Here is a 16,582-nt window from a genome sequence, read left to right as displayed (position 1 = left end):
TCCCCGGGTTCACGGACGGCGGACCGGATCCAGATCGGAGAGCTGAGATGGGGATGCAGTCGAGCGGCCCGGCGGCTCCGGAGCGCGCTGCTCCAGAGCTCTGGTACGCGCGTTCTCCGCAGGAAGTCGCGTCGGCGTTCGGTGTCGATCCCGCGTCCGGACTCACCGCGGCCCGGGCCGCCGAACTGCTGGCCCAGAACGGGCCGAACGCACTGCCGGAGGAGAAGGCGACACCGGCGTGGCGGCGGTTCATCGAGCAGTACCGCAGCTACATGCAGATCGTCCTCGTGGTGGCGGCGGTCGTGTCGCTGGCGATCTCCGAGTGGAGCACCGCGATCCTGCTCGTCCTGCTGACGCTGCTGAACGCGATCGTGGGCCTGCGGCAGGAGGGGAAGGCCGAGAGCGCGATGAACGCGCTGAAGTCCATGCTGACGGCCACGGCCCGGGTGCGGCGGGACGGAACCGAGTCGGAGATCCCGGCGGAGCAGCTGGTCGTGGGCGATGTCGTGCTCATCTCCGCCGGGGACCAGGTCCCCGCGGACGGGCGGATCATCGAGGCCCACGCGTTGCAGATCGACGAGTCGGCGCTCACCGGCGAGAGCGTTCCCGCCGGGAAGGACGCCACGACGCTGCCGGAAGTCCTGCTCGGCCCGGGGGATCAGTCGAACACGGCGTTCATGCACACCCCGGTCACCCATGGCAGCGGTGTCGCCGTCGTCACCGGGACCGGTGAGGGCACCGAGCTCGGAAAGATCTCGGAGATGCTGTCGGCGACCGAGCGGGAGGAGGCGCCGCTCACCAGGGAGCTCGACACGCTGACCCTGTGGATCACGGCCGCCGCGGGCCTGACCATGATCGTGATGTTCGCGCTCGGGCGCAGCCGTGACCAGGCGTGGGACGCCCTGTTCGTGAGCGCGGTCTCGCTGGCCATCGCCGCCATTCCCGAGGCCCTGCCCACGGTGACCCAGGCGATCCTGTCCGTCGGCAGTCTCAATCTGGCGAAGCGCAACGCGATCGTGAAGGAGCTGCCGTCCGTCGAGACCCTGGCCTTCACGTCGGCGATCAACTCGGACAAGACCGGCACGCTGACCATGAACCAGATGACGGCGGTGGAGGTCGTGACCCCCACCGACCGGTACACGGTCTCGGGCACGGGATACGGCCTCGACGGGAGGATCCATCACGCCGCGGGCGCCTCCGCGGGCATCGAGGACGCGATCCTTCCGTACCTCGTCGCGAACGACGCCAAGCTGGTGGACGGCGAGGTCGTGGGCGATCCCACCGAGGGCGCGTTCCTGGTGCTGGCCCACAAGGCCGGGCTGGACATCGACGCCACGCACGAGCGGCTGTCCCGTATCGCCACGCTGCCCTTCGACCCGGGCTACAAGCTGATGGCCACCTTCAACTCCACCGTCGACGCCGACGGGCGGCCGGTGGTGCGCTGTTTCGTCAAGGGCGCGGCTCCGGCGGTCACGGCCCGCGCGGCCACCGCGCTGTCGGGCGGCGCGACCGTCCCGTGGGACGACGAGCTCAGCCGGCGCGCCGATGAACAGTCCGAGCGCATGGGCGGTGAGGGACGCCGGGTGATGGCGGCGGCGACCCGGGACCTGGACCCGGCCGACTTCGATCCCGGCGGGGACCTGCTCTCGTACGTCACCGGCCTGCGGATGACCAGTCTGGTCGGGATGGTCGATCCGCCTCGCGAGGAGTCCCGGACCGCCGTGGCCAGCGCCCAGGCCGCCCATATCCGGGTCCGCATGGTGACGGGGGACGACGTCACCACCGGCGCCGCCATCGCCCGGCAGCTCGGGATCCCCGGCGAGGCGGTCCTCGGTGCCGATTTCGCGGCGCTGCCGGAGCGGGAGCAGCTGGCCCGTATCGACGGCATCGGTGTGGTGGGGCGGGTCGCGCCGGAGCACAAGGTGCTGCTCGCGGACACGCTCAAGAAGAAGGGTGATGTCGTCGCGATGACGGGCGACGGCGTGAACGACGCTCCCGCCATCAAGTCCGCCGACATCGGTATCGCCATGGGCAGCGGTACGGACGTGGCGAAGAACGCGGCGCGGATGATCCTGTCCGACGACAACTTCGCGACGATCGTCTACGCCGTGGAGCAGGGCCGCAAGCTCTACGACAACCTCACCAAGTACATCCGTTTCGTCCTGCTGTTGCTGGTCACGTTCGTGCTGACCTTCCTCGGGGCAACCATCTTCAACATCGCCGCCGGTGAACCCTTCACCCCTCCGCAGGTGTTGTGGATCCACTTCGTGGTCAACGCCTCGTTCGGCTTCGCGCTCGGCTTCGACCAGGAGAGCGCGGGACTGATGCGGCGCAGCCCCCGTCCGCGGGGGGAGTCGGTGCTGACGCGCCCCGTGATGGTGACGGTCTGTCTCAGCGGACTGGCGATCACACTCATTCTGCTCGGGTTGATCAAGCTGGGTGAATCCCACTTCGACAGCGTCCGCATCGGCAGTTCGATGGCGTTCACCGCGTTCGCGCTCTGTCTGATCGTGGCCGCGTTCGAATGCCGTAGTGAGACGGATTCCGTGCTGACGACGAGCACGTTCGACAGCAAGCAGATGAACTGGACGGCACTGGCCCAGTTCGTCCTCGCGGTGCTGGTGACCCAGCTGGACGGGTTCCGCCGCATCCTCGGAACCACCGAGATCGACCTGCGGCAGTTCGGCTGGGCGCTGCTGTCCGCCGTCGCCCTCCTGGTCGTGTGGGAGGTGGGTAAGCTCCTGGCCCGCAGGACGCGGCGCACCGCATGAGTGCGCGGGCCCCCCGTCCGTAACCCCGCGGACCGACCCGAAGGACACGCGTGTCGAAGCACCCCGGCTCCCCAGGCGGAGGGTGGCGCCGTGCTGTGCCGGGGGTGCCCGGCCTCGCGGTGCTCAGGGGGTACCGCCGGAGCTGGCTGCGCGGGGACCTCCTGGCCGGGGTCACGGTCGCCGCCTATCTGGTGCCGCAGGTCATGGCGTACGCCAGTGTCGCGGGACTGCCGCCCGTCGTGGGTCTGTGGGCCATCCTCCCCGCCATCGTGCTGTACGCCCTGCTGGGTTCGTCCCGGCTTCTGTCGGTGGGGCCCGAGTCGACGACGGCGCTGATGACCGCGACCGTCGTGGGACCGCTCGCCGGCGGCGATCCCGCGCGGTACGCGGTCCTGGCCTCCGGGCTCGCCGTCGCGGTGGGTCTGATGTGTCTCGTGGCGTGGGCGGCGCGGCTGGGATTCGTGGCCGATCTGCTGTCCCGGCCGGTGCTGATCGGGTATCTGGCGGGCGTGGCGCTGATCATGATGGTGGATCAGCTCACCAAGCTCACCGGTGTCCCGACGGACGGCTCGGGGTTCTTCCCGAAGCTGGCCTCCTTCCTGGGGAACCTGGACGAGATCCATCCCACGACGGTGACGTTCAGCGCCTTGACGCTGGTCTTCCTTTATCTGGCCACACGCTTCCGGTGGCGCGTCCCGGGGCCGCTGCTGGCCCTCGTCCTCGGCACGGCCGTGGTCGCGGCGTTCGACCTTCAGGACCGCGGCCTCGCGGTGATCGGGGAGATCCCCGCCGGGCTGCCCCGCCCGGACTTCCCCGCTCTCGACACCTTGCCCCAACTGCTGCTGCCCGCCGTCGGCGTCCTGCTGGTGGCCTACACCGACTTCATCCTGACCGCGCGCGCCTTCACCACCGACGACAGCGCTCCGCTGGACGCGAACCAGGAGTTGCTGGCCCTGGGCGCCGTGAACCTCGGCGCCGGCACCCTTCAGGGTTTCCCGGTGAGCAGCAGCGCCAGCCGTACGGCACTCGCGCATTCCACGGGCGCCCACACCCAGGCGTACGGGCTCGCCGCCGGGGTTTCCGTCCTCGCCGTGCTCCTCTTCCTGAGCCCGCTGCTCACCGACACCCCCAAGGCCGTACTCGGCGCGCTGGTCGTCTACGCCGCGATCCGGATGATCGACCTGGCGGGCTTCCGGCGGCTCGCGTCCTTCCGGCGGCGTGAACTCCTGCTGGCCCTCGGCTGCCTCGTCGGAGTCCTCGCCCTCGACATCCTGTACGGGGTGCTGGTGGCCGTGGGTCTGTCGGTCGCCGAGCTGCTGAGCAGGGTGGCGCGGCCCCACGACGCGGTCCAGGGGCTGGTGCCGGGCATGGCGGGCATGCACGACGTCGACGACTTCCCCGACGCCAAGGTGATCCCCGGTCTGCTGGTCTACCGCTACGACTCCCCGCTGTTCTTCGCCAACGCGGAGGACTTCCGGCGCAGTGCCCTGGGCGCGGTGGCCGAACAGGAGGTCCCGGTCAGGTGGTTCGTCCTCAACGCGGAGGCCAACGTGGAGGTGGACATCACCGCGCTGGACTCGCTGGACGAGCTGCGCCGGGAACTCAACGGCCGTGGCATCGAGTTCGCGATGGCCCGGGTCAAGCAGGATCTGCGCGACGACCTCGACGCCTACGGGCTGAGCACGTCCGTCGGCGAGGACCGGATCTTCCCGACACTCCCCACCGCCGTCGCCGCGTACCGTTCCTGGTGCGGTGACCACGACGGCGATCCCGGCCGGGCGGATCGACCGGAGGCCGGCCCCGGCTGAGAGAGGCGCACCGCCGGAGCCGGCCGTGCGGGTCCGGCGTGTTCACGGGATCTCCTGTTCGGCCCAGATGACCTTTCCGTCCGGCGTGTGGCGGGCGCCCCAGCGATGGGTGAGTTGGGCCACCAGGAAGAGGCCGCGGCCACCCTCGTCCATACTCCGGGCATGCCGGAGCCGCGGGGCGGTGCTGCTGGCGTCGGAGACCTCGCAGGTCAGCCTGGAATCGCGCAACAGCCGCAGCCGGATGGGCGGTTCGGCGTAGCGGATCGCGTTGGTGACCAGTTCGCTGACGATGAGTTCCGTCGTCATGGCCAGTTTCCCGAGACCCCATGTCTCGACGACGCGGGTGGCCCGGGCCCGCATTTCGGAGACTGCGGCGGGGTCCACCGGCACCTCCCACGAGACCACATGGTCGTCTCCCAGGCTGTGCGTGCGCGCCAGGAGCAGGGCGATGTCATCGGGCTGGGGTACGGGAACGAGCTGCCGTACCGCGTCCGAGCACAGCGTGTCGAGGTCCGGGTCCGACCGGGCGAGCAGCTCACCGAGCCGCGTCATGCCCATCTCCATGTCGTAGTGCGCTCCCTCGACGAGACCGTCGGTGTAGAGACCGATCAGGCTGTTCTCGGCGAGCTCGATCTCATGGGTCTCGAACGCCATCCCGCCGAGCCCGAGCGGAGGCCCGGCGGGCAGTTCCGGAAAGGAGAACTGTCCGTCGGGGGCGACGACGACGGGGGGCGGATGTCCGGCCCGGGCCATCGCGCAGCGCCTGGTGACGGGATCGTAGACGGCGTACAGGCAGGTCGCTCCGAGGAAGGACGCGGTCGTGCTCCGGTCGGCCTCCGGTTCATGGGTCCTCTCCTCGCTCAGCCGGAGCACGAGGTCGTCGAGGTGCGCCAGCAGTTCGTCTGGGGGCATCTCCATGTCGGCGAGGGTCTGGACCGCCGTGCGCAGCCGGCCCATGGTGGCCGCCGCGGTGATGCCGTGGCCGACCACGTCGCCGACGACCAGCCCGACGCGGGCCCCGGACAACGGGATGACGTCGAACCAGTCGCCGCCGACCCCGCCGCTCGGGTCCGCCGGCAGATACGAGGAGGCCACCTCCAGCGCTGTCCCGCCCGACAGGGCGTGGGGCAGCAGACTGCGCTGAAGGGTGACCGCCGCCGTGTGTTCCCGGGTGTAGCGGCGGGCGTTGTCGACACACAGCGCCGCGCGTGCCACCACCTCGCGTGCCAGCAGGACGTCGTCGGGCTGGAACGAGATCGGATTGACGGACCGTACGAACGTGGTGAGGCCGAGGGCGGTGTTGCGCGCCCGCATCGGCACGGAGATGAGGGAGTGCAGCCCGTACCGGCGGATGCTTTCCGCTCTCGCCGGCTCCTCGGCGATCCACAGGTCGTCGGACGGATCGAGGACCTGGATGAGGACGGGCTCGCCGTTGGTGAGCAGGTGCACGTCGTGCGGCGGAGGGAGGAAGTCCGCACGGTCGCCGATCTGTGCCACGGCCTCCGGGCAGCCTTCCCGCACCGAGCGCATCCCGGCGCGCCGCATCATCGGCTTGGCCGGCGCGGGTCCCGCGTCCGAGAGCCACGCTCCGTGCCCCTCGGTGCTGAGCACGGATTCCAGGACGTCGACGACGACGAAGTCCGCGAAGCGGGGGACGGCGAAGTCCGCGAGTTCCTGTGCCGTCCGCATGACGTCGAGGCTCCGGCCGATGGTGGTCCCGGCTTCGTTGACCAGTGACAGGAGCTGCCGGGCGTTCCACCGTTCGGTGACGTCCAGGACCATGTAACACACCCCGGTGTAGGAGCTGTCGACGCCGAGCAACGGAAAGAAGGAGGTGGAGTAGGCGTGTCGGCGGTGCGGGTCGGCCCAACTCCATCCCAGGTACTCGTAGTCGATCACCGGTTCGCCGGTCGCCAGGACCTTGTGCATCAGCCCTTCGATGGTCTCCGCCTGCAGCCCCGGCAGCAGTTCGGTCAGACGACGCCCGAGCCGCTGCTCGCGCGGCACCCCGCCCAGGTGCTCCAGGGTGTCGTTCATCCAGACGTAGCGCAGTTGCAGATCCAGCACCGCCATGCCGACGGGCGAACGGGTCAGGAATCCGTCGAGGAAGGACGGGCCGACCGTCCACTGCCGTCTGTGCTGTCGCGCCGAGAGCAGAAAGCACTCGCCGTCGCCGACATGGAAGGACGCGGACACGCGCAGGTCCACGTCGATGCGGCGACCGTCGCGGTGCCGTACGGGGATGAGGCCGCTCCAGCCCATTCCGGCCCGGCACCGTTCCGCGACACCTGCCGCACGCACCGGATCCCTGGGCATCGCGAGAAGATGCGCGGCCGGGTAGCCGACCATCTCGGCCGCCGGGTAGCCGAGGAGTGCTTCGGCACCCCGCGTCCAGCCCACCACGACCCCGTCGCCGGACACCACCGCCGCCGCGTCGGTGGACGCGTCGAAGGGATCGCCCGGTCCTTCGGACGCGGGCGCATCGGAATCTTCTCGCGCAGAATCCATGAATTTCATCCTTTACAGGACCCATGTTCCTGCTTGTCCGCCCGATGTGCACGGTCCGGCGGATGATCACCGGACGAGGGCGGGCCGGACCGTTCACGGGTCCTGACGCGGATACGTCAGGACGTCCCGAGGGACGCCGCACGCCGGGGCAGAGCCGCTCCGCACCGCCCGGCAAACGCTCCGGGCGGCGCCGCACAGCACCCTCCCAGTGGCCCTGAACATGCCAAGGCGCCGCTCTGGAGTGGGCAAGGCCGAGGGCAGGGCGCAGCATGGAAGGGCCGGGGTCGGCACGCAGGTGCGCGGCAACGGCGACGAAGCCCGGCACACCGCGCCGGCCGGCGGAGGAGGGCCAGGGATGAAAGCCGATTCCTCGCAGACCGGCAGTGGAGGCTACGAACCACAGTCGATCCGGCCGACCGGCCTGCTGGATGTGCTCAGTGTGGGCGCGATGGTCCTCGACGCCGAGGGGCGCATCGTGTTCTGGACCCCCCAGGCCGAGGAGCTCATCGGCTACACGGCGGAGGAGGCCCTCGGCAAGTACGCGGCGCGCCTGATCATCCACCCCGAACACCTGCAGTCCGTCACGAAGCTGTTCGCCGACGTGCTGGAGACGGGTCGCAGTTGGGCCGGTGCCTTCCCCATCCGGCACAAGGACGGCAGCACCCGGCTGATGGAGTTCCGCAACATGCGGCTCCTGGACGACCTGGGGGACGTCTACGCCCTCGGCATCGCGGCCGACCACACCCTGCTCCAGCGTGTGGAGACCGATCTGGCCCTGTGCGAACAGCTGATCAACCAGTCCCCGATCGGTCTGGCCCTGATGGACCCCGACCTGCGCTACCTCATGGTCAACCCGGCGCTGCAACGGATCGACGGCATCCCCGCGGAGGACCACATCGGGCGTCATCTGCGGGAGACGCTGCCCTTTCCCGACGTGGACACCGTCGAGTCCGCGCTGCGGCAAGTGCTCACCACGGGGACGCCGCTGCTCGACCAGTACCACGTGGGCCGTCCACCGGCCGATCCCGAGCACGAGCATGCCTGGTCCCTGTCGTTCTACCGGCTGGAGGACCCCGGCGGGCGGGTCCTTGGCGCGGCGGCCTCGGTCGTCGATGTCACCGAACGCCATCGCGCGGCCGCCGAGGCCGACCGGGCGCGGCGGCGCCTCGCGCTCATCGCCGACGCCTCCACGCGCGTCGGGACCACCCTGGAGGTGGAGCAGACCGCCCGCGAGCTGGCCGACATCGCCACCCCCGAGCTGGCCGACGTGGTCGCCGTGGACGTCCTCGACTCCGCCCTGGCGTGCCGCCGCAAGCGCCGACCGGACAACGGCCCGGAGTTCTTCCGCGCGCTGGCTCTCAAGGCGTCCCACCCCACCGTGGCCCTGCGCGCCGCCGATCCCCCCGGTGATCTGGCCGCGTACGACGGTGACCGCATGGTGACCCTGTGCGTCCACACCGGCAGGCCGGTCCTGGTACGGCACGTCGGCGAGCACGATCTGCCGCGCATCGCCCGCGACGCCGAGGGCACCGCCCTGCTGGCCCGGGCCGGGGTCCACTCGTATCTCGCCGTTCCGCTGATCGCGCACGGCGAGGTGCTCGGCGCCCTCGACCTCAAGCGCACCCGAAACCCGCTCCCCTTCGACGACGACGACGTGGTCCTCGCCACCGAGCTGGCCACCCGCGCCGCCGTGGCCATCGACAACGCCCGCTGGTTCCAGAGCGTGCGCAACACCGCCGTCACCCTCCAGCGCAGCCTGCTGCCCGAACACCCACCGCACCTGAACGGTCTGGAGGTCGCCTCCCGCTACCAGCCCGCCCAGGCCACCAGCGAAGTCGGCGGCGACTGGTACGACGTCATACCGCTGGCCGACGAACGGACCGCCCTGGTCGTCGGCGACGTCATGGGCAACGGCATCGACGCCGCCGCCACCATGGGCCGGCTGCGCACCGCCACGTGCGCCTACGCCGACCTCGACCTCGAGCCCGGCGACGTGCTCCAGCACCTCGACAAGATCACGTGCGATCTGGAGCACTACATCGTCACCTGTCTCTACGCCGTGTACGACCCCCGCACGAGGGAGTGCCGTATCGCCAATGCCGGGCACATGCCGCCCGCCCTGGCCCGTCCGGACACCGCCCCCGTGCTGCTGGACCTGCCGACGGGAGCCCCGCTCGGCGTCGGCGGCATCCCCTTCGAGACCACCACGGTCGAACTCAACCCCGCCGACCTGCTCGTCCTCTACACGGACGGTCTCGTCGAGACCCGGCTCCATCCCATCGACGACCGCCTGAACGTCCTCCTCAGCTTCCTCGACGAACCGCGCCGGCCACTCGAGGAGATCTGCGACCTCCTGCTGTACGGCCTGCGCAACTCCGACGACCACGACGACGTCGCCCTCCTCGTCGCCCGCGCGACCTAGCCGTACGACGGCCGGTCCCGGGCCGCCGGACGGGGGTCGCCACCTGGGCAGCTCATGGCGGGCACGTGCCGGTGCGGCCTAGGGCTTCTTCGCGTCCTTGGAGCGGTAGTGGGAGACCTGCTCGCGTGTGGTGCGCCACCGCGACCGCGTCTGTTCGACCACCCTGTCCCACTGTCGGCGGACCTCGTCGTCGGAGGGGCGGTCGCCCGCGCGGATCCGGACGAGCTCCGCCCGCATCTCACGCCCGAGGGCCGCCGACGCGACGATGACGAACATCGCGGCGAAGAGCGCCGAGATCATCGCGAAGACGGCGCCGACCGCTCCGTACCGCGCGGCGTAGGAGTTGAACAGGCGCGGGAGGTAGATGGTCGCGCCCACCGAATAGACCGCGGTCAGAGCGCCCGCGGTGATGCCGAAGGGCAGCAGGTCCCGCCAGGCGATCCGCTTCGCGGACAGGACCCAGCCGCTCCAGACGAGGAAGGCGACACTCACCGGAATCTCGCCCACCGCGGCCAGCAGTTCCAGCTTGCTTCCCCCGAGGGCCGCGTGGAGCCAGCCGGTGACCGCCGCGTAGCCGGCGAGCGCGAGGATCCACCACAGACCGTTCCGCGTGTTGCGGACGCTCAGCGGCGTCAGTTGCCATGTCTGCTCGAACAGTCGCTGCGAGGCGCGCGCGAAGCTCAGCACGGAGATGATGAGGAACAGGCTTCCGAAGACGCCCACGCTCGTGCTGGTGCCCTCGGGGGAGAGAAGTGACCGGACCGCCTCGGCGCCCTTCCCCGTGAGGCTGTAGCGCTTGATGATGCGCTCGGCGGCGTCGTAGTCCGAGAAGTTGCTCAGCACGGCACCGCAGAGGATGGTGAGCGGGATCATCGCGGTGAGCGCACTGGATGCCAGAGCCATCGAGCGGTCGAAGCCCACGATCCTCTGGAACCGGCTGATGACCCGCAACGCGAAGGCGGGACGCAGCCAGAACGTCAGCGTTCTGACGAGGCGCTCGCGATTGATCCCCGCCGTCCTGTCCTCCGTGAACTCGGGCCCGGTGTGGCGCTGCGAGCCTAACGGACGGTCGTCCGGGCGGCGGGGGCGACACGGCCGGGCATGACTCCTCGTCACCCCACGGTCCACGTTCGATGTCAGTGGTCCCTTCTGGTCTCGCGGTCACGCCCACGTGGGCGGCGACTGGACCACGGAGGAGTTCTAGCCGGATCCGGAGTACCTCCGTACCGAACTGCTCATGGTCGCGTCGGGCGTGGCCCGCGGCCTCGACGGGGACCTGCTCACCGCCGAACGCCGTGCGGAACTCTCCCGGTTGAGGGACGAGTGCTTCGCGTCGCCGAGGCGGGCATCGTCGCCCTGTCCCTGATCGGCGGCTCAGTCGTCCTCGGACAGGGCGATCTCCGCCCAGATCGTCTTCCCGCGAGCCTCGGGCCGGGTCCCCCAGCGCCGGCTGACCTGCCAGGTGAGATAGAGGCCCCGGCCGCCTTCATCGGCCTCTTCGGCATGCCGGAGGTGCGGCGCCGTGCTGCTGCCGTCGCTCACCTCGCAGACGATGACGGGGCCTTCGAGGATGAGACGCACTTCGATGGGGCCGTCGGAGTACCTGACCGCGTTGGTGACGAGTTCGCTGACCACCAAGGTGGTGGTGAAGGCGTGCTGCTCCAGGCCCCAGGCCGCCAGTTGGCGCTCCGTGCGGGAGCGCGCCTCGGCAACGGCCGCAGGGTCGTTGGGCACCGTCCACGATCCGACCTGGTCCGGTCCCAGGGCTCGGGTACGGGCCAGCAGCAGGACCGCGTCGTTGTCCACATGCTCGGGCGTCAGCTTGTAGAGCACCTCGTCGCAGATCTCCTGCAGCGGCCGGTCGGCCGGCAGCAACGCGTCGCTGACGCGGGTCAACTGCTCCTCCGGGTCCTCCGAGACGGCACGCAGCATGGCGGTGTTGGACAGCAGGATGACGCTGCCCTCGGCGAGCTCGAACTCGGCCGTGCCGTACTTCGCAAGACCACGGCCGAGCGCCGGCCCGGTGGACACCACGGCGTACTCGGCGGTCCCGTCGGGGCGTGCCAGCACCGGAGGCGGATGCCCGGCACTCGCTACGGAGCAGCGGCGGGTGATGGGGCTGTAGACGAGGTAGAGACAGGTGGGGTTCTGGGTCTCGTCGTCGGCTGCGGCGTCCTGCAGCCGAGGCCGCTCACCGCGGAGACGGGTCACCAGGGCGTGCAGCCGTTCCAGGGCCTCTTCGGGTGCCAGGTCGAGAACGGCCAGCGCGCTGATCGCCGCCCTCACCTCGCCCATGGTGGCGGCGGCCCGGAGGCCCCGGCCCGGCGTGTCACCCGTCACCAGGGCCACCCGCGCCCCGGACAGAGGGATGACATCGAACCAGTCACCGCCGGCGCCGAGCGGGCAATAGCTGTAGGCGGTCTCCACCGCGGCGTGACCGGCGACCCGGGCCGGTCGCAGACTGAGCTGGAGGATGCGGGCGGCCGATCGCTCCCTGGTGTACAGCCGGGCGTTGTCCAGGCACAGGGCCGCGCGGTCGGCGAGATCGGCCGCCAGCGCGAGCTCGCCGTCGTCGAAGGCGTGCGCGGTGCGAGCCCGGTAGCAGTGCGCCACCCCGACCACTGAGCCGCGGGCGGCCAAGGGGAGCACCAGCAGCGAATGCGCCCCCGCTTCGACCATACGGCGCCCCCGCACCGGTTCCCGCACCAGCCAGTCGGCGTCCGAGCTCAGGTGCGGGACGATGCGTGGGCGGAGGTCGGACAGACTCTGGGCGAAGGGCGTCGCCGCGGAAAGGCCGATCGCCTCGCCGATGGAGGGAAGGCTCCGCTCGGCCTCCGGGTCCACGGAACGACGGCCCGTACACCGCAGGGCCCCGTACTCCATGATCGTCCCCGGTGCGGAGACCTCGCCCCGCAGGACGGAGTCCAGGACTTCGACCACCACTCCGTCGCCCAGCGCGGGCACCATCTCGTCGGCGAACTCCTGCGCCGTACGGAAGATGTCCAGCGTCGTGCCGATGCGCCCGCTCGCCCGCTCCAGCAGATCCAGGCGCGATCGTGCCCGCTGCCGCTCGGTGATGTCCAAGACCGCCGTCGCCAGCCCCAGCACTCCCCCCGCGGCGTCCTCCAGCCGGAAGCAGGACACCGACAGCACGAGCTCGGGCGAACCGGGACTCAGGTGGCCCCGCACCTCCACGTCCAGAGAGGGCACGCCTGTGTCCAGCACCTCGAGCAGCGTCGCCTCGTACGCGCCCGAGTAGAAATCACCGGCCCATTCCCTCGGATGGCGGCCCAGCGCCTCATCGAGGGCGAACGCCCGGGCGAAGCGGGCCGCCGTGTTGAATCGCACCAGCCGCAGCTGCGTGTCCAGGACATGAAGACCTACGGGGGACTCGGTGAAGAGAGCCCCGATAACCGCTTCGTCCAGCTCCGAACCCGGTCGGCCATGTCCGCCCAGCGATACATCCATGACACTTCCGTAGACCGTTACCCGCCTATGCAATCCGGTTTGTCAGAGTTCCACCATATTCTTTCGAGCGCGTCGCGCGACCGGAGTACCGGCGTGCGTCGATTTCCCCCGCTGAAGCGAAGGGATCCACCCCCGCGCAGGGGCGTTCTGCGTCCGCCGGCCCGGCTCCACTCTCCTTCCGCATCCGCTGGGCACCGACGCCTCGCTCGTCTACGCTGCCCCGAGCGCCGTGACGATCAAGGGGGAAACGGGTGACCGGGAACGACGAGGGCGTGGTCGTCTACTGGCGGCCGCTGTGCCCGTACTGCATGAGACTGCGACTGCGGCTGCGCTTCAGCCGGTTGCGGTACACCGAGAGAAACATCTGGGCGGACCCCGAGGCCGCGGCCTTCGTCCGCTCGGTCGCGCAGGGCAACGAGACCGTCCCGACCGTGACCCTGGCCGGCACCGCGATGGTGAACCCGTCGAAGCGGCAGCTCATGAAGGCGGTCGCGACGCGCGCGCCGCACTTGCTGTCCAAGGGCAGGCGCTGACCCACTCCCCTGGCCTCACTCCCTTGGACTCGCCGACGTCCGCGCCTCGGGATATGCCGCACGGGGCGCGCGTCGGTTGCGTCCCCGGCTCCTCGGCGAGGGCCCGCGGCGGGCGGGACCGCCGCCGGAGGAGCGGGACGGCGTGCCGCTGCGTCGCCGCTTCCGGCTGCCGTGCACCGCGGACGGAGTCCCGCTCACGAACGGTCCCCTGCCCGAGGCAGGACCGCTGCCCTCACTGTCCGTCCCGCCGGTCACGAACCCGCGGGAGAGCCGTTCGACGCGGTCGCCGCGGGAGTTGTCTCCACCGCGGCGCTCGGGCCGGGCCGCGGTGTCTCCGCGGAGCTGCTGTCGGGCGAGAACCACGCCACGCCCACGAGCACCGCCAGCAGGAAGACCACCACCACTCCGGCAGCCGCGCCCACCGCTCGCGACCGGTGGCCGAGGAGCTCACCGACTCCCGGACGCCGGCGTCGGCGTGACCGGTGGCCTCCGGAGGCGTCCCGCGACACCGACGGCAGGGCGTACGTGGTCGCGGGGCCGGTGGCTCTGGGGTCCTGCCGGTGGCGTCTGGGCTCCGGCACCGCGGGCGGGAGCGGCTCGGGACGCCCCTGCCAGGCCCCCGTGCTGTACCAGGCGGCCGCCTGTACGGCGGTGGGCCGGTCGTCGGGCTGCTTGGCGAGAAGGCCGAGCAGATAGTTCTCGAAGGCGGGCGGCAGGTCGGCGCCGAGTTCCCGGGGCGGTGTGGGCGCGGTGTCGAGGTGGTGATGGAGGACCGCGACCGGGCTGTTGGCCTGGAACGGCGGCCGACCGGTGAGGAGTTGGTACAGGACGCAGCCGAGGGAGTACATGTCGGACGGCGGCCCGGCGGTCTTGCCCAGGGCCCGCTCGGGTGCGAGGTACAGGCTGGTACCGACGATCTGCCCGGTCGCGGTGAGACCGCCCGCCGGGTCGTCCAGGAAGCGGGCGATTCCGAAGTCGCCGATCTTGACGCTGCCTTCGGCGTCCAGCATCAGATTGCCGGGCTTGATGTCCCGGTGCACGATGCCTTGCTGATGGGCGGCGGCGAGACCCGCGGCCGCCTGGGCCGCGATCCGCGCGACCTGCTCGGCGGGAAGCGTCCCGGCGGTGGCGAGAACATGGGCGAGGCTGTCGCCCTCGACCAGCTCCATCACGAGGAAGAGCCGGTTCTCGTACGACCCGAAGTCCAGGACGCCCACCACATGAGGATGGTTCAACAGGCCCGCGGTCTGCGCCTCCAGACGGAACCGGGCCGCGGCCGTCGGGTCGGCGTCCTGGGAGAGGAGCAGCTTCACGGCCACGGACCGGCCGATCATCTCGTCGTGCGCCCGCCACACCTCCCCCATCGCGCCCCGCCCGAGAGTGGTGTGCAGCCGATACCGCCCCGCTATCAGCACGTGTACTTCATCCTCACGCCGTTGAGATCCGTCGATCGCCACGGGTCAATGCCCTACCGAGCAGGAGTGATCATCGGGGCGCCGCAGCAGGTTGAGCCTACTGCCAACACGGCGGTGATCAGACGCTGTTCATCCTCGGCCTCAAGATCGCGGAGAAGCGGTCGCAGTGGCACCGGACGCTGACTGAATGTGACACCGGAAGGCGGTCGGGAGACCTCCGACGAGGACGTACGGAATCGGACGCGGCGGAGGATTCCGGCCTCTCGCCCGGTCTTCCGCCGAGGAGGACTCCCGAACGATTCCGAACGAGCCTCCGCACTCCGGGACGAACGCCGAGAGAGCGGACGTGCATTGGCGTGGACCTGTCTACCGTCACCCACTACCCTCTTCCACGCAACTCTGAGAGCGCTCTCTCCTGCCCTTCGCCCCACTCACCGACCATCGGATCGACGAAAGGCAACTCCCTTGAGAAGCACTACAGTTCTGCGTGCCGCCGTATCGGCGGCACTACTCGTCACCGCCGCGGCCGTCGGACTCACCCAGGCCGAGGCCGACGACGCCCCCCTCGCCGCGGCCCCGACGCACCGGGCACCAGCCTCGTCGGCGCTGATCGCGGCCATGCGGAAGGACCTCGGACTCACCAAGGAGCAGGCGACCGCAAGGCTCGCCGACGAGACAGCGGCACGCGGCGTCGAGCGCACCGCCCGGCGCGTGGCCGGCACCTCGTATGGCGGCTCCTGGTTCGACGTGAAGAGCGGCCGGCTCGTGGTCGCCCTCACCAGGGCGGCCTCGCGCGAGGCCGTGGAGGCGACCGGCGCCCAGGTCACGCTCGTCAAACACAGCCAGAAGCAGCTCGACGCCACCATGGCACGCATCGACGCGCTCGACGCACCGGCCGGCGTGGGCAGTTGGCACGTCGACCCCAAGTCCAGCACGGTCGTCATCAGCGTGGTCTCCGCACACAAGAATGACAACGATGTCCAGGACTTCGTCGCCCGCGCCGGTGCGTCGGGTCCCGTCACCGTTCGGCAGACCGACAAGGCGCCGAGCACCTTCGCGGCGGGCACGGTGGGCGGCGATCCCTACTACACCGGCAACGTCCGCTGCTCCATAGGCTTCTCCGTGTACGGCGGCTTCGTCACGGCGGGCCACTGCGGCCGGCCGAGCGCGGGCGTCAGCGGCTGGGACGGCAGCTACATCGGCAACTTCCAGGGCTCCTCGTTCCCGGACAACGACTACGCCTGGGTCAACGTGGGCAGCGGCTGGTGGACGGTTCCCGTCGTCCTGGGCTGGGGCACCGTCTCCGACCAGCTCGTCCGCGGCTCGCGCGAGGCCCCCATCGGAGCGTCGATCTGCCGCTCCGGCTCGACCTCGCACTGGCACTGCGGCAACGTCCTCGCGAAGAACGAGACCGTCAACTACAGCCAGGGCGCGGTGCACCAGATGACCAAGACGAGCGTCTGCGCCGAACCCGGCGACTCGGGCGGCTCGTTCATCAGCGGCGACCAGGCGCAGGGCGTCACCTCCGGGGGCTGGGGCAACTGCAGCAGCGGAGGCGAGACCTGGTACCAGCCCGTGAACGAGATCCTCAGCCGCTACGGGCTCACACTCCACACCGCGTGACCCGACCGCACCGACCCCCCGCCCCTTGAAGCAG

The 16,582-nt window shown here is 70.5% G+C and carries 9 protein-coding genes; 5 read left to right on the top strand and 4 right to left on the bottom strand.

The genetic code is table 11. The features are described 5' to 3' along the window. The first annotated feature begins 47 nt into the window (after positions 1-47). Positions 48-2,771 carry a cation-translocating P-type ATPase gene (locus ACWD68_RS18300; RefSeq protein ID WP_451807452.1) on the top strand — a complete coding sequence of 908 codons (2,724 nt, stop codon included), beginning with the start codon at positions 48-50 and terminating at the stop codon, positions 2,769-2,771. A gap of 50 nt (positions 2,772-2,821) precedes the next feature. Beyond that, positions 2,822-4,579, top strand: coding sequence for a SulP family inorganic anion transporter (locus ACWD68_RS18295; protein ID WP_451807451.1), 1,758 nt, complete (start codon positions 2,822-2,824; stop codon positions 4,577-4,579). A 42-nt stretch (positions 4,580-4,621) separates the two neighbouring features. On the opposite strand, the gene ACWD68_RS18290 is transcribed toward ACWD68_RS18295, so the two are convergent. After that, a complete protein-coding gene (locus ACWD68_RS18290; protein ID WP_451807450.1) occupies positions 4,622-7,087 on the bottom strand; it encodes a SpoIIE family protein phosphatase in 2,466 nt (821 codons plus the stop codon). Between the two features lie 355 nt (positions 7,088-7,442). Here ACWD68_RS18290 and ACWD68_RS18285 point away from each other — a divergent pair, with 355 nt between their 5' ends. Next, the gene (locus ACWD68_RS18285) at positions 7,443-9,509 is read left to right on the top strand and encodes a SpoIIE family protein phosphatase (protein ID WP_451807449.1); all 2,067 of its coding nucleotides are present in this window, start codon (positions 7,443-7,445) and stop codon (positions 9,507-9,509) included. Positions 9,510-9,587: 78 nt separating this feature from the next. On the opposite strand, the gene ACWD68_RS18280 is transcribed toward ACWD68_RS18285, so the two are convergent. Further along, positions 9,588-10,625: a YihY/virulence factor BrkB family protein gene (locus ACWD68_RS18280; protein ID WP_451807448.1), complete on the bottom strand. Its 1,038-nt coding sequence runs from the start codon at positions 10,623-10,625 to the stop codon at positions 9,588-9,590. 258 nt (positions 10,626-10,883) lie between these two features. Then, on the bottom strand, positions 10,884-12,977 hold the full coding sequence (locus ACWD68_RS18275) for a SpoIIE family protein phosphatase (protein WP_451807447.1): 2,094 nt from the start codon (positions 12,975-12,977) through the stop codon (positions 10,884-10,886). Between the two features lie 251 nt (positions 12,978-13,228). On the opposite strand from ACWD68_RS18275, the gene ACWD68_RS18270 reads away from it, so the two are divergent. Further along, complete coding sequence (locus ACWD68_RS18270) at positions 13,229-13,510, top strand: glutaredoxin domain-containing protein (RefSeq protein WP_451807446.1); 282 nt, start codon at positions 13,229-13,231, stop codon at positions 13,508-13,510. Between the two features lie 251 nt (positions 13,511-13,761). Here ACWD68_RS18270 and ACWD68_RS18265 read toward each other — a convergent pair whose 3' ends face one another. After that, positions 13,762-14,925, bottom strand: a complete 1,164-nt coding sequence (locus tag ACWD68_RS18265; RefSeq protein ID WP_451807445.1) for a serine/threonine-protein kinase — start codon at positions 14,923-14,925, stop codon at positions 13,762-13,764. Between the two features lie 465 nt (positions 14,926-15,390). Here ACWD68_RS18265 and ACWD68_RS18260 point away from each other — a divergent pair, with 465 nt between their 5' ends. Beyond that, complete coding sequence (locus ACWD68_RS18260) at positions 15,391-16,548, top strand: S1 family peptidase (RefSeq protein ID WP_451807444.1); 1,158 nt, start codon at positions 15,391-15,393, stop codon at positions 16,546-16,548. The last annotated feature ends 34 nt before the right edge of the window (positions 16,549-16,582 follow it).

Source organism: Streptomyces sp. NPDC005141 (genome assembly GCF_053599975.1).
This window is presented reverse-complemented; position numbering and strand designations above follow the sequence as displayed.

Excerpts from the sequence above, each read along its gene's own strand:
- ACWD68_RS18300 (WP_451807452.1), top strand. The coding sequence starts at position 48 with ATGGGGATGCAGTCGAGCGGCCCGGCGGCTCCGGAGCGCGCTGCTCCA.
- ACWD68_RS18290 (WP_451807450.1), bottom strand. The coding sequence starts at position 7,087 with ATGGATTCTGCGCGAGAAGATTCCGATGCGCCCGCGTCCGAAGGACCG.
- ACWD68_RS18285 (WP_451807449.1), top strand. The coding sequence starts at position 7,443 with ATGAAAGCCGATTCCTCGCAGACCGGCAGTGGAGGCTACGAACCACAG.
- ACWD68_RS18275 (WP_451807447.1), bottom strand. The coding sequence starts at position 12,977 with ATGGATGTATCGCTGGGCGGACATGGCCGACCGGGTTCGGAGCTGGAC.